The sequence below is a fragment of the Collimonas fungivorans genome (genome assembly GCF_001584145.1).
Classification (GTDB): domain Bacteria; phylum Pseudomonadota; class Gammaproteobacteria; order Burkholderiales; family Burkholderiaceae_D; genus Collimonas; species Collimonas fungivorans.
In genome coordinates this window covers 1,910,632-1,930,836 of the sequence record NZ_CP013232.1, presented here as the reverse complement: position 1 = coordinate 1,930,836, position 20,205 = coordinate 1,910,632, and the positions used below count along the sequence as shown (strand labels likewise).

The window sequence follows — 20,205 nt, the reverse complement described above, 5'->3', positions numbered from 1 at the left end:
TCAGACCTGCGCCATGCCTCCATCGACGGCAAGATCCACACCGGTGATGTAAGAACTTTCATCGGAGGCGAGGAACGCGACTGCTGCCGCGATTTCCTCGGGCATGCCTCTGCGGCCCATTGGGATCTGCGTGGTGAACTGTGCGACTGCTTGCTCGGCCTGTTCAGCGGTAAGGCCCGTCGTCGTCGCCAAGGCCGGGGTGTCGATTGCTCCGGGACTCATACTATTTACGCGGATCTTGCGGTCTTTCAATTCCAAAGTCCAGCCGCGTGCGAAGTTGCGCACAGCCGCCTTACTCGCGGCGTAAGCAGTAAATCCTGGAAGCCCGAGGACGTTTGAGACCGAAGAGTTCAGGATAATCGAACCGCCGTCTTTGAAGAGGGGAAGGGCCTTCTGTACCGTAAAGAACATTCCCTTCACGTTCACGTCGAAGGTCTGGTCAAAATGGGCCTCAGCAGCTACCGCGAGCGGTGCGATTGTCCCTGCGCCCGCGTTCGCGAAGAGAACGTCGATGTGACCATGTTTCTCTTTCACGACGGCATAGAGCCGGTCCAGATCTTCCAAGCGCGACACGTCGCCCACGACCGTCGTAACGTTTCTCTTGATGGCGGCGGCGGCCTCCTTCAGCTCTTTCTCTCGTCGTCCAGTGATCACGACGTGCGCACCTTCTTCCACGAAGCGCTTGGCTGTGGCCAAGCCAATCCCGCTGCTTCCGCCCGTGATAACTGCAACCTTACCTTCTAATTTTTTCATAATCTTTCACCATTGTTTGTGCTGTAAGGCAGCGCCGCTGTTCCCATTGGGGCAAAGGCGCTGTATCATTCGGATCACAGATCCAGATCCTGATTCACAGCATCTGAACCAGTGATCCAATTATATGGATCAGCGATCCGTTTGTCAAGGAGCCCCATGCGAGCCGACGCCAAAAAAAATTACAGCCATCTACTTGCAGTCGCGCACGACGTTGTCGCCAAGCACGGTGTCGATGCGTCCATGCGAGATATCGCCCGCCGGGCTGGCGTCGGCTTGGCTACACTGCTGCGTCATTTCCCGACGCGAGAAGCCTTGTTTGAAGCGTTGTTGTGTACGAATCTGGACGAACTGACGCAGAAGGCAGACGAACTCGAAACGTCGAATTCACCTGGCGAAGCGCTCGTGTCTTGGTTTTGCGAATGGATGGCATTCGCCCAAAGCTATAGGGGCGTCGTCGCCCTGATGGCGGCCGCCCACGCGAACCCGGACTCCGCTCTTTATGCTTCATGCGCAGCGGTGCACTCAGCGAGCGCGCGACTACTGCTCCGTGCTCAGGCCGAAGGAACGGCGCGCACCGATATGAATGGGGACGACCTGTTCGGCCTGATGGCGGCGCTCGGCTGGCTCGTCGACCTACCGTCATTCGCGCCACGGGCTGATCATCTCGTTCACATTGTTACTAGCGCCATCCTGCCAAATCGGTCGAGCAGCAATATCAAAAAGGCAGTATATTGAATCGGATCGGCATCGAATGGCCATTGCCGAGACGTTGAGCGAGCGAGTGTGCAATGTAGGGCGATCAACGGACCCGCTTGAGAATCGCCGAGACCAACAGCCCGTCCTACGTTTTGTCGCACGCACACGCCACTCAGACGATTGGGGCCGTGTGGAAGACTGATCCCGAACCGTGGACAGAGCTGCGTGTTATCCAATTCCTGGCATACGCTGCCGCCCAATCTCCCAAGTCACCTCCGCCGCCGCGCACGATTGCGGCTAACTGCCGGTCCGGCCGAATTCTTCAGCGCTCGCCGAACTCTCGGCGTCAGGTACAGGCAGCAGTCGACGAAACGCGCGCTCGTCGACTGGGATCAGCGTTTGACACTGAGCCTCGGGTTCGACCCGCATCGTCGAGCGGGTGTGCTGCTGGATTGGGCTTCAGCGCTCACTGTTGGTCGTCTTGATGCTGCTCTTCCTGACGGCGCGCTGTGCTTCAACTGGTGCCGGACTGAATAACAGTGAGCGGTGTTGTGGAGAGCCATTGGTCCTCGAGATCTTTCAGCGTTGATTCTGTTCCTAACGTCCGCTTTGAGACATCGAGCTTTGACAAGTGAACGTCGGGCCATGGCCGGCGCCGGCCATTCCCGGTCAGCGCCAGTTCGTGAACACTCCCCCGCGACAATCACTCCCGCTCGTCGCTCGCCAGGATCGCCCGAAGCTGCTCTTCAAATACCTCCGGCGACTGGCCGCCCGAGATCAGGTAGCGATCATTCACGATGACTGCGGGCACGCCGCTGATGCCGCGCTGGGCCCACAGCGTTTCCTCTTCCTTCACTTCCTGAACAAACCGATCCGATGCCAGTACTTCGTCGGCTTCGGCGCCATCCAGGCCGGCTTGCCTGGCAAGTTCCGCCAGCACATTCCTGTCCGCGATGTTTTTCCCGTCGGTGAAATAGGCTTTGAGCAAGACCAGTTTGAGCGTTGCTTGCGCATTCGCCTCTTTCGCCCAGGCAAGCAGACGATGCGCGTCGAAAGTGTTGTAGACACGGCTGGCGTCATCGCGGTTCATGGTGAAACCGACGGCAGCCGCCCTGGCCCGGATCTGTTCACGGTTGATGCGTGCCTGATCGGCGGTGATGCCGTATTTTTCGGTGATATGCTCAAGTTGCTCCTGCCCGGCCGCGGGCATACCAGGGTTGAGCTCGAACGGATGGACGGTGAAGTCGACGTGCGTCTCCGGAGCGAGGCGTTCGAGCGCGATATTGAGACCCGCCAGCCCGATCGCACACCAGGGGCATACAACATCGGAGACGAAATCGATTTTCAAAGCGTTATTCATGGCAATACCTCATGGCATGGCACCTGTCGTCAGGTGGCGTTAATGGATGAAGATATTGTAAGTCGGATGTGCGAGTGTCATCCGAGGGTGTCGCAGAGATGTCCGCTTCTGGCCGGATGCGGCCTTTCAAGTTAGAGAACTTTATCAAAAATATTTGAGTTTTCTCGAAATCTATCCGGGGCCGATCCAAAAAACCAAGATCGGATATCAAAGTCAATTAGTTGGTTGGTGAAACACGAGCAGCGTCAGAGGCCGTAATTTGTTTAGCGAACTGCGCATCGTCACATCGTTTTAACGAAGAATCATCTGTAACATGATTTAGATTCATATCATCAATACATTTTTGTCTAAGTTCAGGAGTTGATTTAGCGGGCGAATGAAAGAGATTTCCAGGTCCTCCAACATATAAAACAAGAGCGCCAATTAAGACCGCGCCAATTATTGAAATTGTATTTTTACTCATTTTATTCATAAACATACCTTTCAAAACGAAATTAGTGCTGCACTTGGTCTTTGAGAACGCCTAGCTAAAAAACCGAACTTCTTCGCGGATATTCGATAACATCAGGCTTTACTGTCTCGACTTTACTCCCTTCCACCAAGGTAAATCGTAATTTACCTCGGACGGTGGAATGACGAAATGTTGCGGCCGAACATAGTATTCGAAGAATTTCGCACGTTCTTTAGCATCCAGGATTTGGAAAGAGCCGGATTTTTCTTGCTCCTCCAGGAAACGACGCTCGGCCCCAACTGGCTCCAACGGATTGGCTTGCTGGAAGATCACGTCGCCACCATATTTTTTGTAGAGCGCCTTGTTAATCTTCCAGCCGAGCACGAAATTCTTGCCCATGTCATGCATCACGGCGCGCTGTTCAGGGAGTGTGGCGGAGGGTGAAATTCCTGCCGTCGCTGTGATGAATTCTTCGATCTCTGATTCGGTCGCGCGGATGTGATTCTCGGCGGCAAACCGTTCAAACAAAGGGGCAATCAATAGCGATTCGAGATTCTTGTCGTTACCCTGTAATTCGTCGCGATAGATAGCTCGTCCGTAGATTTTTGCGACAACTTCCCTTTCTGAAGCGATCGCGCAAAATGTACAGGCAGCAAGGAATAAAAATAGAAGAGCGCGGGCGATGAGTTTGTGCACGAAGTGAATCTCCGATGACGGTAGTGAATTTGTGCAACGCAGATGAATCACCGCGCCAGATAGTATTCCGGCATCAATATATGGGGCCGAGCCCAGAGCCAGGTCTTGCAATGATAAATGGGTGAACATGAAGGTGTCGCTGCAAGACCCACTCCCGTCTTTCCTTGATCCTTATCTTCCGTACAGTTTTACGGAGATTCGCCTATGGCCAGATTTTGAAGGCTAGTATTACTACACCGACTGAGGTCAGTAGTCCAAGTGTGGATACCAGTTGGTAGTCAGTGCAATCGCTTCTTTTTGGATTGATAGTACGTGGGTAATGGCCATAGATAAACGGGAGAACATGGATGTGTCACTGCAAGGCCCGATCCTCATCTTCCTGCAATAGTGTTCTCACTTACTGAACCATCGCTCGAATAACGATGGCTTGCCTGCCCGTTCAATGGCACTTCTGTGCATCCATCACCATTTTCGTTCCATTTCGTAAGGATTGGGTTAGCTTGAGAATCTCGGCCTATGCAAAACGGAATCCCATATCGTGCGCGATCGCCTGTATCCATAATCCCTAAATATGGCAGGCCATCACGCAGCGGGACTGCCGGCTTGATCGTTTTGGCCGGCCCGACAGCTTGTCCGTACCGAACGCAACTTTGGACAGTGGAAGGCTTTTCAACGGTTTCAGCTGTACTGATTACCCAAACCATGCCTGCTGAACTGCCTTTGTTGATTTCCACGGTCAAGTTGTAACCATTCCAGGGCCTTTCTCCAAAATCCGAGAAAAAACACGGAGATCCATCTTTCAGAATTACCTGAGCCGGATGCTCGAAAGGACCCGACATCGCCATCGCGCCCGACATGGCCGTGATGGTCAGCGCCAAGCCTAAGTTAGTCTTCAATATGAGTTGTTTTTGGAAGAGACGATGCATCTTTAGGATCTCTCAGGAAGTTGATCAGTGAACGCGCGTAAAAATTCATATTTGCGACATGTCGCAAATGGTCTCGGATTGAACCATCGTCGTCAAGAAACATACCATCAAAATAGTGTGAAACTAAATCTCCTTGCTGCTCCATATTGAAATCTGACATTGGCTTATCAAGATCAACCGTGGGATTGTATTTATACGCCCGTGCGACATCTTGGCCGGGGTCATACTTATATCCCCCTTTGATTTGTATTTTGATGCCTCCCCATTTGACGCTGTACCCCAGCTGATACTGCCAAACGTGGGTCATTTCGTGAATAAACCAGACCTTATCTGAATTTTTCCCCGTCGAATAATCAGGTTTGTAAAAATCGCTTGGAAAATACATTTCGCCATTCGGCGTCATGGCATTGTCACCGGCACCTATCATGTAAGCGCCGTTGTGGACTTTGACCTTGGAGTAGTCGACCGAGTCACGAAATATTTTTTTTGCCAGATCAATCTCTCCGGCCGTCAACGGTCGGACTTTTTCTTCCACTTTGTGTTCTGTCACAGATGAGCCAAGAGCATTGGCGTTTGTTTTGACTCCACTCAATTTGACATCGATACTATCTCCGCCACCACCAGAATTTTCAGCTTGCCGGGCGCAACAAAATGCCACATTCGGCTGCAAGTTAGCTTGTGTGATCATTCGCGGCTCAGGTGTTGTAATTCGCTCAGTTTTACCATCGGCATCGGTTGTTCCGGTAACCTTGCTGCCATCATCAAGCGTCAATGTGTAAGCCGCACCAGCCAGCGCTACCCTGAACCAAGCAGGAATTTAATCTGCTCGTCATAGCGTTTCGTTTGAGCCGCTGGTTGATCGTTAACTGCAGGTATGCTGGCGCCAGAAGCTGCGGCTGGGGGCGGCACTGTGCCTTGAGACTCGGCTTGGTCATCGTGAGTAGCAGTTTGGTGGAGATTAGACACTAGCTTCGGATGGATCGGACATCCGCAAATAACGATGTCGTTCTCCAAAGCTACTTCTCCCATGAAGTCCATCCTGCGCGGACCGCCTGCCTTGGCAATGATTCCCACGCCTTTGCAAGCCAGGCAGGTTGCTTGGCCCCCGATTAGCGCAACCTTATGACCAGCATCGCCAACTGAAAAAGTTGAATTCGCGTTCGGCAGGACCACACCACTTGTCGTCGTTTTATCCCCTACGACAACAATCTTTCGCATTGCCATTGATAGCCCCTGAAAATTGCTCCTAGGCTATCCTTACAGAATATTATTTATTTTGCAAGTAAATTTGCTGGCATCTACCTGAAATGGACAGTCACCTATCCAATGTCGGCCAACAAGGCCCAATGGTCCAATTCGTTGATACCAATTGCACACAAGCACCTACCCCCATAAAACCTTATTTCCCCATCTGTCCATCATTGGTTGGGGGGGACGTGTTGATGCAAGTCATGGCGATCTCCAGAGTTGCTGCAAGGTCGCTTTCCGCTTTCAGACTGGGAGGGCGGCAGATGGCAAGGTTGACAGACAGGCGCAAAATGTAAAACCAACGCCCTAAAGCTCCCCACTATCGCGTGGCGCGGCTTGGACGATTTTTGCAGTTCAGGATGTCAATCCTGCGCGTTCTTTTTCGCGAACGAATCAACCATAAAGATTCTTCAATATGATCGCAATCGGCATAGTGCCTATTCAGCATCAACCGTACGCGACGCAGGATAAACCTTCACCAGCACAATCCGCGGCCCGTTCATCTTCTTGACCACGATGTCGAAACCGTCGAATTCGATCTTCTGTCCTTCATGCGGCAGGTCGCCCAGCTTGGCCATGATCAGGCCGCCTACCGAGTCGACGTCTTCGTCGCCGTCGATCGCGACGTCGATGCCGAGTATGCGCTCCAGGCTGAAGATCGGCAGGCTGCCCTTGCCCAGCAAGGTGCCGTCGTCGAGGCGGCTCCATTCGTTGTCGTTGCGCCGGAATTCATCGCGGATCTCCCCTACCATCGCACCCAGCAGGTTATCCAAGGTGATGAAACCTTCCGGCTTGCTGCCTTTTTTGCCGATGATGGCGAAATGCGGCGAACCGGTACGGAAGCGGCGGAACAGTTCCAGCGCCGGCATGCGCGACGATACATATTCCACCGGGCGCAGATAAGCGTTCAGGCTTTCGATCGACTTGCCTTCCTGCTGCGCGATGAACAGATCCTTGAGATGGATCACGCCCAGTACATTGACGCCGCTCTGGTCAAAGTAGGGATAACGGCTGAAGCGGTGGCGATAGATGGTCTGCAGGTTTTCCTGCAGGCTGCGCGCCTGGTGCAGGGCCGTGATCTCGTTGATGGGGCGCATCAGGTCGGATACTTCGAGCTCGCTGAAATCGAGCGATTGCGCCAGCACGTTCCATTCGTCGCGGTTGAATTTTTCGCCGGCGTGGCTGCCGCGCAGGATCAGTTTCAGCTCATCCGCCGAATACTGGGCGTCGTGGCCATGGGCGCCGGCCAGGCCGGCCAGGCGCAGGATCCAGTTGGCGCTGGCGTTGAGCGCCCAGATCGCCGGGTACATGGCCCAGTAAAAACCGTACAGTGGCAAGGCGCACCACAGGCCTATCACTTCCGGATTGCGGATCGCGACGGTCTTGGGCGCGAGTTCGCCGATCACGATGTGCAGGAAGGAAATCAGGAAGAAAGCGAAGAAGAAGGAAATGCCGTGTATCAGTTCCGGCGAGCTGATGCCAACCCAGCCGAATACAGGCTGCAGCAGGCCGGCGAACGCCGGCTCGCCGATCCAGCCCAGGCCCAGCGAGGCGAGTGTAATACCGAGTTGGCAGGCGGACAGATAAGCGTCCAGCTGGCGATGCACTAGCGCCAGGATGCGCCCGCGCAAGCCTTGGGTCTTGGCGATGGCGCGGATACGGGTCTGGCGTAATTTGACTAAACCGAATTCGGCAGCAACAAAAAAACCGTTGAGTGCTACCAGAAATAATGCTGCGATAACCAATAACAGGTTGTTCAATGAATCTCTTTCATGGGTAATGACGGATTACAAGTATAGGCGACGATTGTGCTTTCAACAAAATCGCGGCAATTCCATCTTTGAAAATAGCGGCAGCCAAGAAAAAAGGGACAGGGTCTTACGCTGCCAGACTGCGTAATCAACCCTGCCCCATTTCAGCGTAGCGCAAGGCTACGGCGATGTTCCCGTTATAGCGTGGTAGCCAGCGCGCACTGGCGATAATGCTCGGCTGCCAGCGCCTGCTGGTCGATCGCCTCGTGCAATTGCCCCAGTTTCAGATGCGCTTCGCGCACCGTGGCCGGCGCTACCGCATCCGACAAAGCCTGCTCCAGGTGGCGCTGGGCCTTGCCCCATAATTTTTGCTTGAAGCAGAACGTGCCCAAAGTCAGCGCCAGCTCGGGGTCGTTGGGCGCCCTGACGGCCCAGTGTTCGCAATGCTCGATTTGCGACAGCAGCTCGGGCGAGGCCTCGGCTGCAGCCGCATCACGATAGACCGCCAGCAAGCGCTGGTCCCATTCTGTCGCCAGCGATTTTTCGACGAGGGCGCGCGCTTCCGCGTGCAAACCGCTCTTGTTGAAAGCCTGGGCGCCGCGCATGGCGATGAAGGGCTTGGTACGGTCTTCGTTCGGCACCGTGCCCCACAGCCGGATGATCGATTCGGCGTCGTGCGCTTCGTCCGACAGCAAACCGTCGTAAGCCAGCTCGCGCAAGCGTGTCGACAAGGCCGGATGCAAGGCATCGTGCTTGTTCAGGGTGCGCACCAGGCGCAGCACTTCCGGCCAGTTCTTGGCTTGCTGGTTGGCTTTCAGCGCCAGCCGCAAGGCGTGGATGTGGCGCGTGCCGCGGGCGTTGAGCTCATTCACGGCATGCAACGCGTCCTGCGACTTGTGCTCGTCCACCAGCAAGTCCAGCGTGGTGATCAGGCGCGCGGTTTTCAGCGGCTCGTCGTCTTCGATGCTGGCCAGCCAGATGTCGCGCCGTTCCGGCTGCCCCATGCGATGGGCGGCGCGGGCGCCGATCAAGGCTGCCACGCCCAGGTTATCCTGCAGTTCGGCAGCGCGCGTGGCGGCTTTTTCAGCCTGGCCGAAACGGCCTTCGAACAAGGACTTGAGTGCATCGCGCAAGGCGTTGTTGGCAGTGGTTTCGCGTTTGTGGCGGCGGTAGCCGATCACCCGGCCCGGCAATTTCTGCGTAACCCGGATCGCCCGGATCAGCACGTACAGGATGATGAACAGGATCGCCAGCGAGATGACGAAGAAGTTCAGCGACAGGTCGATCCGGTACGGCGGGAAAAACATCACCACATTACCGGGGTTGTAACGCGCCAGCACGGCCAGGCCGATGGCGACTGCAAACAGAGCAACAAGCCGGAGAAAGAATCGCATAGGACTATGGCTTGCCTTTGTAAGTACGGATCGCCGCGGGGCTATCCAGCGCCGGCATGGTGATCGAAAGATTGCTGCTTTGGACCTGCTTGAGCAAGGTCTGCACGGTCTGGGTCTGCTTGGCCCGGGTGTCGAAATATTTGGTGATGGTTTCCTGGGCGGCGATCAGGTCGCTGCGGAATGCCGACTCGTTACGCGACAGCAGGCCGAGGCGAGCATTGAGCAAACGCAGCTTCAGGTTCTCCCGGGCGTAATAAGCCTGGGTCGGCGACAGCAGCAAGGCGTCGGGCGTGTCGACGGTGCGCACCCTGATCAGCTGGCTGATTTCGGTCCACATCTCGCTGCTCCAGCTTTGCCACTTGTCCTTCAGGCTGTTCTTCCAGTCGGTCACCACGGCGTCCGCCACCACCTGGGTTTTGGCGATATTGCCGGAACCGGCGGCCTTTGGCTTGCTGCTGGCCACCGCCTGGTTGTTCGGCTTGCTGATGCCGACGATCGGTTTTTCATCGGACAGCAAGGGCATGCCGTCGATCTGGCCGATGATGCTGTCGAGGCGCACGGCGATGCCGGTGACGTCCAGCGTCGGCAAGGCTTTCAGTTTTTCGATATCGCTGGCGATGGCGCGCCGCACGATGATGAATTGCGGCTTGTCGGAACGCGACAGGTTCTTGTCGGCATTCTGCAGCGCGATCAGCGCGCCCTGGACGTTGCCGGCCAGTTGCAATTGCTGGCTGGCGGTCGACAGCACGTCTTCCACCTGCGCCAGGGTCCAGTCATCGCTGTTGCGCGACAGGTCCTTATACAGCTGCTCCAGCGCCAGTTGCTGGCTTTGCGACTCGACCTGCTTGTTTTCCAGCACGCTGACCTTGCCTTGCAATTCCTTGGCTTCGTCCTGCACCGACTTCACCAGCACCTTGGTTTCGGTATTGGTGCTGTCGCCGACCTGCAGGCGGCGCGCCAGCTCCTGGCGCAGCTTGCCGTTCTCGTTGCGCGTCGCCCACCATTGCGCCGCCAGCAGCAGGGCCAGCAGCAGCAATATGCCGTACACCAGGCCAAGCGAGCGTTTGGAACCCTTGTCCTGGTTGACCTTGTAAGGCTGCAGCAAGGGCTGCGACGATGGCGATGCCGTGGCGCCGACGGCAGGACCAGCAGGCTGGTTCGATTCTGGAGTGGGTATCGATTCGTTCATAGCGGGAATTGTAACGCGTCGAGTAGCCGTTCGTCGCCTGAGCCGGTCAGAGTAACGTCAGTAAATCCAAGCACATGTGCCGTTTCGGCAATACGGGCATGCGGGACAAGGAGTTTCTGCTGTTGGATTTTTGCAACACCGGCGCCGCCCGCAAGCGCTTGCACCAGGTCGACCAGGTGCCTGAGCGCTTCCGAGCTGGTCAATATCCAGTCGTTTTCGCTATCCAGCAAGGATTGCAGGCGGGTTCTCAAGGAGGCATCGAGCACCGGCGCCTGGCGTCGGTAAGCAGCTACGGCCTGCACCTTGATACCCGCCGCCAGCAAACTGTCGGCAAAAAATTCGCGGCCGCTTTCGCCGCGCACCAGCAGCACCTGGCGGCCGCGCAAGGCGTCCAGGTCAAGTGCTTGCAGCAAACCTTCGGAATCGGTCCTGGCCGGATCGGGCGGACTGAAGATGGTGGTGTTGTGCGCCGTCAGGCCGTGGCGCGCCAGCGCCGCCCTGCTGCCCTCGCCGACGATGCCGACCGGCAGCTGCCCGGGCCAGCCAGCGATGTGGCGAAACGCGGCGTCGATCGCGTTGGGGCTGACAAACACCACCAGTGCAAAGCTGGCGAGCTGGCCGAGGACGGCTTGCAACGGTGTGCTGTCGCTTAGCGGCAGGATTTCCAGCAAGGGAAAAATCACCGGCTGGCGGCCGCGCGCCGCGATCTGCTGCGCCAGCGCCGAGGCTTGCTGCAGCGGCCTGGTAATGACGACCGGGCGCAAGGCAGGTGGCACTAGGCCTCCTTGCACAGCGCCAGGATGGCTCCGGCGTCCTGCGCCTCCAGTGCTGCGGCGATGGTTTCTCCCAGTACTTCCGGCGCGTCGGCGGCGCCGCTGGCGTCGGCAACCGCAACCCGCAGGCCGTCCGGCGTCGCGATCATGGCGCGCAAGCGCATCTGGTCGCCGTCGATGGTGGCAAACGCCGCCAGCGGCACCTGGCAGCTGCCGCCGAAGGCGCGCGACAAGGTGCGCTCAGCTGTGACCGCCAGTTCCGTAGGCAAATGGTTCAGGGGCGCGAGCAGCTCCTGCAGGTCGGCGCGGTCGGCGCGGATCTCGATCGCCATCGCGCCCTGCCCCGGCGCCGGCAAGCTCTGCTCGGGCTCGATCGGGGCTGTGATGCGGTCGGCCAGGCCAAGCCGCTTGAGGCCAGCCGCGGCCAGGATGATGGCGGCATATTCGCCGCGGTCGAGCTTGGCCAGGCGGGTACCGAGATTGCCACGCAAAGGCTTGATCTGCAGCAAGGGGAAGCGCGCAGCGATCAAGGCCTGGCGACGCAGGCTGCTGGTGCCAACGATGGCGCCGGCAGGCAGCTGCTCCAGGCTGGCGTAGTCGTTCGACACAAACGCATCGCGCGGATCTTCGCGCTCCAGCACCGCGCTCAGCACAAACCCTGGCGGCAGCTCCATCGGCATGTCCTTCAGCGAATGCACGGCCAGGTCGGCGCGGCCTTCCTCCATCGCCACTTCCAGTTCCTTGATGAACAGGCCCTTGCCGCCGACCTTGGACAAGGTACGATCAAGAATTTGATCGCCGCGGGTGGTCATACCGAGGATTTCTATATTACAGTCTGGATATAATGCAGATAACCGTTCGCGCACGTGTTCCGCTTGCCACATGGCCAGCGGGCTTTCACGCGATGCGATCACCAACTTGGAAGGGGAGGATATTTTCGACACAAGTTCTTTCAGATTTTAGCTAGCCACCAGACAACGCGGTCAATATCGATAGCGCCAAGGCAGGTTTACCCAACCGCCAAGGCTGTTCGTCAAAACGCGGCACAAAATGCAACATTTTCGCGGCGGATTTTAGCATGCGCCGTGTACTGTCTCAGTTGTACAGCTTATATCAAAAGACTTATATAGACAGCGCCCGCTTAACAAGTTAACAGGTTCCGAATCCTTCGTCCCCCACCCCAGAAAAGCTGATTGCACTCGTCCATTATGGCAAAACAATTGAATTCTGCTGTCCAGGTAAAAAAACCCGCTCCCAACAAAGATGCTCCGCTCAAAGAAGACATCCGTCTGCTGGGCCGCCTGCTGGGCGATGTGCTGCGCGATCAGGAGGGCGACGCGGTATTTGAAGTCGTGGAAACCATACGCCAGACCGCGGTGCGCTTCCGCCGCGAATCGGATCCGCAGGCCGGCGCCGACCTCGACAAGCTGCTGAAAAAACTCACGCGCGACCAGACCAATTCGGTGGTGCGCGCGTTTTCCTATTTCTCGCACCTGGCCAATATCGCCGAAGACCAGCACCACAACCGGCGCCGCCGCGCCCACTTGCTGGCCGGATCGGCAGCCCAGCCCGGCAGCGTTGCGCATGCCCTGAGCAAGCTGGACGACGCCGGCGTCTCCGGCGCTACCGTGCGCAGCTTCCTGAAAGACGCCTTGATTTCACCGGTCCTGACTGCCCACCCGACCGAAGTGCAGCGCAAGAGCATCCTCGATGCCGAGCGCGAGATCGCTCGCCTGCTGGCTGAGCGCGACCGCCCCTTGACCGCGAAAGAACTGCGCGACAACACCGAACTGCTGCGCGGCCGCATCGCCACCCTGTGGCAAACCCGGATGCTGCGCTATACCAAGTTGACGGTGGCCGACGAAATCGAGAACGCGCTGTCTTACTACCGCATCACCTTCCTGCGCGAACTGCCGGCGCTGTATGACGACATCGAAGGTGAAATCGCCACCCAGTTCCCGACCCGTGCGCGCCAGGCCAGCGGCGGCGCCAGCACCGAACTGGCGCCCTTCGTGCAGATGGGCAGCTGGATCGGCGGCGACCGCGACGGCAATCCCAATGTCAACGCCGGCACCATGCAGCGCGCCCTGTCGCGGCAATCGACCACCATTTTCGATTTCTACCTGGAAGAAGTACATGCCCTGGGTGCGGAGCTGTCGGTCTCGACCCTGATGGTCAACGTCAACCAGGAATTGCTGGCGCTGGCGGAAAGCTCGCCCGACACTTCGGACCATCGTTCCGACGAACCCTACCGGCGCGCCCTGATCGGCATCTACGCGCGGCTGGCCTCGACCGCGCGCGAACTCGGCGCCACCAACATCCTGCGCCAGGAAGTCGGCGCCGCCGCCCACTATGCGACGCCGCAGGAATTCACCCAGGAATTGCAGATCGTCGAAGACTCGCTGCGCGCCCACCACGGCAGCGCCCTGGTCAAGCCGCGGCTGGCGACGCTCAAGCGCGCTTCCGAGATTTTCGGCTTCCACCTGGCTTCGCTCGACATGCGCCAGAGCTCCGACGTCCACGAGCGGGTGCTGACAGAGCTGTTCGCCCAAGCCCAGGTGGAAGGTGCCTACGACAAGCTCAGCGAAGAACAGAAGATCGACCTGCTGCTGGGCGAACTGGCCAAGCCGCGCCTGCTGTACTCGCCCTATATCGAGTATTCGGACGAAACCGTGTCCGAACTGTCGATCTTGCGCGCGGCCGGCGAGATGCGCCAGCGCTATGGCGCGCGTTCGATCCGCAACTACATCATCTCGCACACCGAGACCGTGTCCGACTTGCTGGAAGTCCTGCTGCTGCAACAGGAAACCGGCCTGCTGCGGCCTGATGCCGTTGCGGGCAAGGGCAAGGCTGCCGTCGGCGAGCTGGAAGTCATGGTGATCCCGCTATTCGAAACCATTCCCGACCTGCGCCGCGCCGCCGCCATCATGGAGCAGTTCATGGCTTTGGCGCCGGTGGAACGGCTGATCGCCAAACAAGGCAAGCTGCAGGAAGTGATGCTGGGTTATTCCGACTCCAACAAGGACGGCGGTTTCCTGACTTCCAACTGGGAGCTGTACAAGGCCGAGATCCAGCTGGTGCGCGTGTTCGACCGCGCCGGCGTCAAGCTGCGCCTGTTCCATGGCCGCGGCGGCACCGTCGGCCGCGGCGGCGGCCCGAGCTACCAGGCGATCCTGGCGCAGCCGCCGGGCACCGTCAACGGCCAGATCCGCCTGACCGAACAAGGCGAGATCATCGCTTCCAAGTTTTCCAACCCGGAAATCGGCCGCCGCAACCTGGAGCTGCTGGTGGCGGCGACGCTGGAAGCGAGCCTGATGCCCAACAATGCCAACACCAGACAGGCCAAGCAGCTGGGCGAATTTGAACAATTGATGGACGGCTTGTCGGAGCGCGCTTACCAGTCTTATCGCAACTTGGTCTATGAAACCCCCGGTTTCACCGACTACTTCTTTGCAGCGACGCCAATTGCCGAGATCGCCGAACTGAACATCGGTTCGCGCCCTGCCTCGCGCAAATCGACGCGCCGCATCGAAGACTTGCGCGCGATCCCCTGGGGCTTTTCCTGGGGCCAGTGCCGCCTGCTGCTACCGGGCTGGTACGGCTTCGGCAGCGCCATCGAAAGCTGGCTGGAAGAAGGAAAGGACAGCAAGCTCAAGACCCAGAAGCTGGCGACCTTGCGCGCCATGTACAAGGAATGGCCGTTCTTCGCCACCCTGCTGTCGAACATGGACATGGTGCTGTCGAAGACCGACCTGGCGGTGGCCTCGCGCTACGCCGGGCTGGTCACCGACCGCAAGCTGCGCAACAGCATCTTCAAGCGCATCGTCGATGAACATGAGCGCACCAGCAGCATCCTGTCGGCCATCACCGGCTCCAAGGACCGCCTGTCGGGCAATCCGCTGCTGGCGCGTTCGATCAAAAACCGCTTCGCCTACCTCGATCCGCTGAACCACTTGCAGGTCGAACTGATCAAGCGCCACCGCAGCGTGACCGCCGCCGGCCGCACGACGGAAGAAAGGGTGAAACGCGGCATCCACCTGAGCATCAACGGCATTGCCGCCGGTCTGCGCAACACCGGCTGACGCGCTCCATGTAGGGTGAGCACCTGTGCCCACGCGGAATCTTGCTCGTTTGAGCTAGAGCGTCCGCGTGGGCAGAAAAACCTGCCCACCCTACTGCGAGACTGCCGCTAGTTCAAGCCAAGCATCTTCTTCATTGCCGGCAAACCATCTTCGCCGCCACGTGTCTTGACGCCATTTAGCCATGCCTGCAACAGCTCGGGGTGCTGTTTCAACTGCCGCGCCGCGGCGGTCTTCGCATCCACTTTCTGCGTCAGCACCTCGTTGATAATCTTGTTTTCCAGGTCGACGGTAAATTCCATCTGGCTGAACAGGCGGCCTGCGTTCGGGCACTGCGCCGCGTAGCCTTTGCGCGCCAAGGTGTTCACGGTGGCGCCGCCGTAGTTGGGGCCGAAATAGGCATTGCCGCCATCCAGGTAAGTGAGCTGGAAGCGGGTATTCATCAGGTGCGGCTCCCAGGCCAGGAATACGATCCACTCCTTGGCCGAGACCTTGCGTGCGACCTGGCTCAACATGCTTTGTTCACTCGACTCCACCAGTTTCCAGCCGTCCAGCCCGAACGACTTGGCTGCCAGCATCGCCTGGATGTTCTGGTTGGCCGGCGCACCGGTTTCGATGCCGTAAATCTTGCTGTCGAATTTACCGGCGAACCTGGCCAGGTCGGTGAAAGACTTGACGCCCGCTGCGGCGACGTAGCTGGGAACGGCGAGCGTGAACTTGGCGTTGACCAGGTTGGCATGCAAGACGTCGATGGCGCCATCCTTGAGCTGTGTTTCCACCAGCGGCTTTTGCGCCGGCATCCAGTTACCGAGGAAGACATCGACCTGGCCCTTTTTCAAGCCGACGAAAGTGATGGGAACCGACAGGTGATCCACCTTCTGCTCATAACCGAGCGCGCCCAGCAAGATGCCGGCGATGGCATTGGTTGCGGTAATGTCGCTCCAGCCGGGATCGGCCATGCGCACCAGCTTGCAGGCGTCGGCCTCAGCCGCAAAAGCACTGTGATGCAAAAACAGCAGGCAAGCCAGTATCGACGGAACAGCTTTTCTCGGCATGATGTTTCTCCTCCAGCTTATTTACTCGAACTTTTACCCGAAACCGCCGGAAAACGCGCCATCGCCTCCAGTGCGTCAAGGTCGATGTGATTGCGCATGAAACGCAGGCTGGCGTCTTGCACCGGCTGGTAATCCCAGTGCCGGGCCGTGCCTGTACTTTGCGCTGCAAAGTGGAAGCGCCGCCGGCGCTGGCTGGCGACTACCTGGTCGTGCAGCTTGGGCAGGTTCCATCGATGACCGGCTTCCTGGCGGAATTGTTCAAGCGCGGCCAGGGAGCCTGGATCGGTCGCCAGGTTCTCCAGCTCGTCGGGATCGCGCACAAGGTGGTATAGCTGGTCGGGATCGACCGCCGAGTGGATGAATTTGTAGGGACCGCGCCGTATCATCACAATCGGCGCCAGCGCACCCTCGCCGCAATACTCGCCGATCACTTCGTCGTGCCCCGCCCTGCCTTGCAGGTGCGGCAGCAGGCTGCGGCCGTCGATTGCCTCGGGATACGGCGGCGCGGCGCCGTCGAAAGCGAGGTCGACCAGGGTCGGCAAGATATCGGTCAGCGAGACCGACGCCGCCACCCGCTGCGGCCGGAAGCGGTCCGGCGCATGCACGATCAGCGGTATGCGGGCGGCGCCTTCGAAGAAATTCATCTTGTACCAGAGCCCGCGCTCGCCCAGCATGTCGCCATGGTCGGCCAGCAGCAGGATGACGGTATCGCCGGCCATGCCGGTCTGCTCCAGCGTCTGCCGGATGCGGCCGATCTGTTCGTCGACATAGGAAACCGCGCCGTAGTATGCGCGGCGGGCGTTGCGCACCTGCTGCTCCGTGACCGGCGTGCGGTCCATGTCGCTGACGTGGCGCAGGCGCCGCGAGTGCGGATCGAGCTGTTCGGGCGCCAGGTTTACCCGCGGCATGTCGATGTCTTCGTCCCGGTACAGGTTCCAGTATTGCTCGGGGATGGCGTAGGGGTCGTGCGGGTGGGTCATCGAAACCAGCATGCAAAACGGGCGCTCATCGCCATCGCGTGCAATGTCGAACAGTTTTTGCCGGGCGGCGGCGACTACCTCTTCGTCGAAATCGAGCTGGTTGGTGCGTATGCATGGCCCGGCGTCGATCACCGAACTCATGTTGTGGTACCAGCTCGGGCGCTGCTGCGGATGGTCCCAGTCAGGAGTCCAGCCGAAATCCGCGGGATAGATGTCGGTGGTCAGGCGCTCTTCAAAGCCGTGCAGCTGGTCGGCGCCGCAGAAATGCATCTTGCCGGACAAGATGGTGCGGTAGCCGGCGTGGCGCAGGTAATGGCCGAAGGTCAGCACCTCCGCGCCCAGCTCGGCGGCGTTGTCGTAGGCGCCGATCGCCGACGGCAGCTTGCCGGCCATGAATACGTAACGCGACGGCGCGCATAGCGGGCTGTTGGTGTAGGCGGAATCGAATACCACGCCATCCTCCGCCAGCGCGTCGATATTGGGCGTCTTGCAGACACGGTTGCCGTAAGCCGCCAGCGCGGCTGGCGTCAGCTGGTCTGCCATCAGGATCAGAATATTCGGCTTGCGGCTCATCGTTTTTCTCTCCTGGCATTGATTGGCTTTATGTAATGAATTAGTCTAGCATCGTGATTTCATGGGTGTGAAGCCCGTAAATCGTTATGCAACCATAAAGAGAGCTTATGGCTAAGCCGCACCGATTGCCGCCCTTGCAAAACCTGGTGTTCTTCGAAGCCGCGGCTCGTCACTTGAATTTCACCGCGGCGGCGCAGGAACTCGGCACCACTCAGCCGGCGGTCAGCCACCGCATCGGCATGCTGGAAGAAGACCTGGGCGTACCTCTGTTCAAGCGCGCCCACCGCGGCGTCTCATTGAGCGCTGACGGCGTGCGCCTGTTCGAAGCGGTGCACGAGAGCCTAGGCACCATCGGCAGCGCCGTGGCGCAAATCCGCGCGCAGCGTTCGCGCCGGATGCTGACGGTGGCAACCGACTTCGGCTTCGCCGCTTACTGGCTGATGCCCCAGCTGGGCGCCCTGCGCAAACTGGTGGCCGACCTCGACGTGCGCATAGTCACGTCACAGAAAGCTTTCGACATCCGCGAGGAAGCGGTCGACGTAGCGATCGCTTTCGGCGCCGGTCGGTGGCCGGGCTGCGAGGCAGAACTGCTGTTCCCCGAAATCGTGGTTCCGGTGTGCAGCCCGGGTTTCCTGGCCAGCCATGCCGCTGGCGCAGATATCAGCGAACTGACGGCATTGCCGCTGCTGCACCTGGAAAGCGAGGAACCGATGCGCTGGCTGAGCTGGGACAGCTGGTTCGCCCGGCACCAGCTGGCGGCCAGCGATGGCGCGCACGACCTCAGCTTCAACAACTACCCGCTGGTGATCCAGGCCGCCATCGCCGGACAGGGCCTGGCGCTGGGCTGGCTGCCGCTGGTCGAGGATTTGCTGCGCGGCGGCCAGCTGGTGCGCGCCGCTGCCAACCCGGTGCAGACCGATAATGGCTACTTCCTGGTGCGCCCCAACGCACAGCGGACGACCGCCGCCATCGACTTGTTCCGCCAGTGGATCATCGGTGAGTGCGGCGATCCTGCCGCAACCGCCTAAGCGGCAGGCCGGGGATCGAGCGCTGCGCGCAACCGCGGCAGGCTGTCCGGATAGTTCCCGGCAATGAAAGCCAGCATGGCCTCGCGGATGGCGCAGCGCAGATCGAAGGCGGTGCCGGAATCCCTGGCGCTGACCAGCAGCCGCAATTGCATGGCGCGTTCATTGGCGTCGGTCACGTGCAAGACGCAAACCCGGCCATCCCACAAGGAAGATTGCTTGCATATGCGCTCGAATTCGGTCCGCACGGCCGGCACCGGGACGCTGAAATCGAGCCACAGGAACACCGTGCCGAGGATGGTGGAAGAGGTGTGGGTCCAGTTCTCGAAAGGATTTTCGATAAACCACTGCAAAGGCACGATCAGGCGCCGTTCATCCCAGATCCGCACCACCACGAAGGTGCCGGTGATTTCCTCGACCCGCCCCCACTCGCCCTGGACGATCAAGACATCGTCGATGCGGATCGGCTGCGAAAACGCAATCTGCATGCCGGCGATGAAATTGCCCAGCACCGGCCGCGCCGCAATCCCTGCGACCAGGCCCGCCACCCCGGCCGAGGCCAGCAGGCTGGCACCGAACTGGCGCGCACCGGGCAAGGTCAGCAAGACAAACCCCAGGCCAAGCAGCGCCGCAATGAAGTAGGCGCTGCGTGTCAGGACCCTGGTCTGGGTCAGGATGCGGCGGGCTTTCAGGTTATCAGCGGCGCTCACCGGGTTGAGCTGGACCACGGTGGCGCTCAAGGTGCGGATGCAGCGCATCGCCAGCCAGGTCAAGGCGATGATCAGCGCCACCGAGGTCAGGTAGGACAGCGGCACCAGCCATGGCGTATCGTCCGGCGCCCCGGTCAGCACCAGGCGCACCGCGAACAGCATCAGGCACACCTGGCTGGCGCGGTAAGCGATAAAGCTGGCGTTGGTGATGTAAGGCCGGTTGCGCACCAGCCGCCGCAGCAGCATGATGCCCACGCGATGCAGCACGCCGGCCAGTACTGCTGCCAGCAAGGCAGCGCCGAATACGTACAGGCTGGTTTCCAGGTATTGCAACTCGGGGAAAATGCTCAGATTCATCCATGGACTCCCATTGGTTGGTCGAATCCGGCGCCGCCCCCATTGTTTCCGGCTGGCGTCGGATTAGTGTCCTGAGTTAGAAGTTCGTTGAATAAGAAAAGTGATGAAATCGGTGTCAGGCTAGGCGCAAAACGGAGCAAGGGTGTGGCCCCTTGCGAGTATTTGCAACGACGTATGGCACCGATTTCA

At 59.1% G+C, this 20,205-nt stretch carries 18 protein-coding genes; 3 read left to right on the top strand and 15 right to left on the bottom strand.

The window, feature by feature from the left end; all coding sequences use genetic code 11:
- Positions 1 to 753 carry an SDR family NAD(P)-dependent oxidoreductase gene (locus CFter6_RS08270; RefSeq protein WP_061539524.1) on the bottom strand — a complete coding sequence of 251 codons (753 nt, stop codon included), beginning with the start codon at positions 751 to 753 and terminating at the stop codon, positions 1 to 3.
- A gap of 156 nt (positions 754 to 909) precedes the next feature.
- Between CFter6_RS08270 and CFter6_RS08265 the strand changes: the two genes are divergently transcribed.
- Positions 910 to 1,488, top strand: a complete 579-nt coding sequence (locus CFter6_RS08265) for a TetR/AcrR family transcriptional regulator (protein WP_061539523.1) — start codon at positions 910 to 912, stop codon at positions 1,486 to 1,488.
- A gap of 664 nt (positions 1,489 to 2,152) precedes the next feature.
- Here the strand turns inward: CFter6_RS08265 and CFter6_RS08260 are convergent.
- The 11 genes from CFter6_RS08260 to hemC all read right to left on the bottom strand — a co-directional run bounded on the left by CFter6_RS08260 (position 2,153) and on the right by hemC (position 12,181).
- A complete protein-coding gene (locus tag CFter6_RS08260) occupies positions 2,153 to 2,809 on the bottom strand; it encodes a DsbA family oxidoreductase (RefSeq protein ID WP_061539522.1) in 657 nt (218 codons plus the stop codon).
- Between the two features lie 217 nt (positions 2,810 to 3,026).
- The gene (locus CFter6_RS25555) at positions 3,027 to 3,281 is read right to left on the bottom strand and encodes a hypothetical protein (protein ID WP_150118682.1); all 255 of its coding nucleotides are present in this window, start codon (positions 3,279 to 3,281) and stop codon (positions 3,027 to 3,029) included.
- Between the two features lie 99 nt (positions 3,282 to 3,380).
- Positions 3,381 to 3,956, bottom strand: coding sequence for a hypothetical protein (locus tag CFter6_RS08255; protein WP_150118681.1), 576 nt, complete (start codon positions 3,954 to 3,956; stop codon positions 3,381 to 3,383).
- A gap of 371 nt (positions 3,957 to 4,327) precedes the next feature.
- The gene (locus CFter6_RS25550) at positions 4,328 to 4,834 is read right to left on the bottom strand and encodes a hypothetical protein (RefSeq protein ID WP_150118680.1); all 507 of its coding nucleotides are present in this window, start codon (positions 4,832 to 4,834) and stop codon (positions 4,328 to 4,330) included.
- Positions 4,835 to 4,841: 7 nt separating this feature from the next.
- A complete protein-coding gene (locus CFter6_RS26385) occupies positions 4,842 to 5,654 on the bottom strand; it encodes a hypothetical protein (RefSeq protein WP_236904574.1) in 813 nt (270 codons plus the stop codon).
- 23 nt (positions 5,655 to 5,677) lie between these two features.
- A complete protein-coding gene (locus CFter6_RS26380) occupies positions 5,678 to 6,106 on the bottom strand; it encodes a PAAR domain-containing protein (protein ID WP_061539519.1) in 429 nt (142 codons plus the stop codon).
- A gap of 461 nt (positions 6,107 to 6,567) precedes the next feature.
- Complete coding sequence (locus tag CFter6_RS08240) at positions 6,568 to 7,890, bottom strand: hemolysin family protein (protein ID WP_061539518.1); 1,323 nt, start codon at positions 7,888 to 7,890, stop codon at positions 6,568 to 6,570.
- Positions 7,891 to 8,078: 188 nt separating this feature from the next.
- Positions 8,079 to 9,275, bottom strand: coding sequence for a heme biosynthesis protein HemY (locus tag CFter6_RS08235; protein WP_061539517.1), 1,197 nt, complete (start codon positions 9,273 to 9,275; stop codon positions 8,079 to 8,081).
- 4 nt (positions 9,276 to 9,279) lie between these two features.
- Complete coding sequence (locus CFter6_RS08230; protein WP_061539516.1) at positions 9,280 to 10,464, bottom strand: uroporphyrinogen-III C-methyltransferase; 1,185 nt, start codon at positions 10,462 to 10,464, stop codon at positions 9,280 to 9,282.
- Complete coding sequence (locus CFter6_RS08225) at positions 10,461 to 11,240, bottom strand: uroporphyrinogen-III synthase (RefSeq protein ID WP_167351371.1); 780 nt, start codon at positions 11,238 to 11,240, stop codon at positions 10,461 to 10,463. The genes CFter6_RS08230 and CFter6_RS08225 overlap by 4 nt, the downstream gene beginning before the upstream one ends.
- Positions 11,240 to 12,181, bottom strand: a complete 942-nt coding sequence (hemC, locus tag CFter6_RS08220; protein WP_082814661.1) for a hydroxymethylbilane synthase — start codon at positions 12,179 to 12,181, stop codon at positions 11,240 to 11,242. The genes CFter6_RS08225 and hemC overlap by 1 nt, the downstream gene beginning before the upstream one ends.
- Positions 12,182 to 12,445: 264 nt before the next feature.
- On the opposite strand from hemC, the gene ppc reads away from it, so the two are divergent.
- Positions 12,446 to 15,319, top strand: coding sequence for a phosphoenolpyruvate carboxylase (gene ppc, locus CFter6_RS08215; protein WP_150118679.1), 2,874 nt, complete (start codon positions 12,446 to 12,448; stop codon positions 15,317 to 15,319).
- A gap of 107 nt (positions 15,320 to 15,426) precedes the next feature.
- Here the strand turns inward: ppc and choX are convergent, their stop codons facing one another.
- A complete protein-coding gene (choX, locus tag CFter6_RS08210; RefSeq protein WP_061539513.1) occupies positions 15,427 to 16,371 on the bottom strand; it encodes a choline ABC transporter substrate-binding protein in 945 nt (314 codons plus the stop codon).
- A 17-nt stretch (positions 16,372 to 16,388) separates the two neighbouring features.
- On the bottom strand, positions 16,389 to 17,924 hold the full coding sequence (gene betC / locus CFter6_RS08205) for a choline-sulfatase (protein WP_061539512.1): 1,536 nt from the start codon (positions 17,922 to 17,924) through the stop codon (positions 16,389 to 16,391).
- Positions 17,925 to 18,031: 107 nt separating this feature from the next.
- On the opposite strand from betC, the gene CFter6_RS08200 reads away from it, so the two are divergent.
- Positions 18,032 to 18,952 (top strand): choline sulfate utilization transcriptional regulator, encoded by a 921-nt coding sequence (locus CFter6_RS08200; RefSeq protein WP_061539511.1) that lies wholly within the window; start codon positions 18,032 to 18,034, stop codon positions 18,950 to 18,952.
- On the opposite strand, the gene CFter6_RS08195 is transcribed toward CFter6_RS08200, so the two are convergent.
- Positions 18,949 to 20,016: a mechanosensitive ion channel family protein gene (locus tag CFter6_RS08195; protein ID WP_061539510.1), complete on the bottom strand. Its 1,068-nt coding sequence runs from the start codon at positions 20,014 to 20,016 to the stop codon at positions 18,949 to 18,951. The genes CFter6_RS08200 and CFter6_RS08195 overlap by 4 nt on opposite strands.
- Between the last annotated feature and the right edge of the window lie 189 nt (positions 20,017 to 20,205).

Bases quoted from the DNA above. Each gene is read 5' to 3' on its own strand.
- CFter6_RS08270 (WP_061539524.1), bottom strand. From the start codon at position 753: ATGAAAAAATTAGAAGGTAAGGTTGCAGTTATCACGGGCGGAAGCAGC.
- CFter6_RS08230 (WP_061539516.1), bottom strand. From the start codon at position 10,464: ATGAACGAATCGATACCCACTCCAGAATCGAACCAGCCTGCTGGTCCT.
- CFter6_RS08195 (WP_061539510.1), bottom strand. From the start codon at position 20,016: ATGAATCTGAGCATTTTCCCCGAGTTGCAATACCTGGAAACCAGCCTG.
- ppc (WP_150118679.1), top strand. From the start codon at position 12,446: ATGGCAAAACAATTGAATTCTGCTGTCCAGGTAAAAAAACCCGCTCCC.
- betC (WP_061539512.1), bottom strand. From the start codon at position 17,924: ATGAGCCGCAAGCCGAATATTCTGATCCTGATGGCAGACCAGCTGACG.
- CFter6_RS08260 (WP_061539522.1), bottom strand. From the start codon at position 2,809: ATGAATAACGCTTTGAAAATCGATTTCGTCTCCGATGTTGTATGCCCC.
- CFter6_RS08265 (WP_061539523.1), top strand. From the start codon at position 910: ATGCGAGCCGACGCCAAAAAAAATTACAGCCATCTACTTGCAGTCGCG.
- CFter6_RS25555 (WP_150118682.1), bottom strand. From the start codon at position 3,281: ATGAATAAAATGAGTAAAAATACAATTTCAATAATTGGCGCGGTCTTA.
- choX (WP_061539513.1), bottom strand. From the start codon at position 16,371: ATGCCGAGAAAAGCTGTTCCGTCGATACTGGCTTGCCTGCTGTTTTTG.
- CFter6_RS26380 (WP_061539519.1), bottom strand. From the start codon at position 6,106: ATGGCAATGCGAAAGATTGTTGTCGTAGGGGATAAAACGACGACAAGT.
- CFter6_RS08200 (WP_061539511.1), top strand. From the start codon at position 18,032: ATGGCTAAGCCGCACCGATTGCCGCCCTTGCAAAACCTGGTGTTCTTC.
- CFter6_RS08235 (WP_061539517.1), bottom strand. From the start codon at position 9,275: ATGCGATTCTTTCTCCGGCTTGTTGCTCTGTTTGCAGTCGCCATCGGC.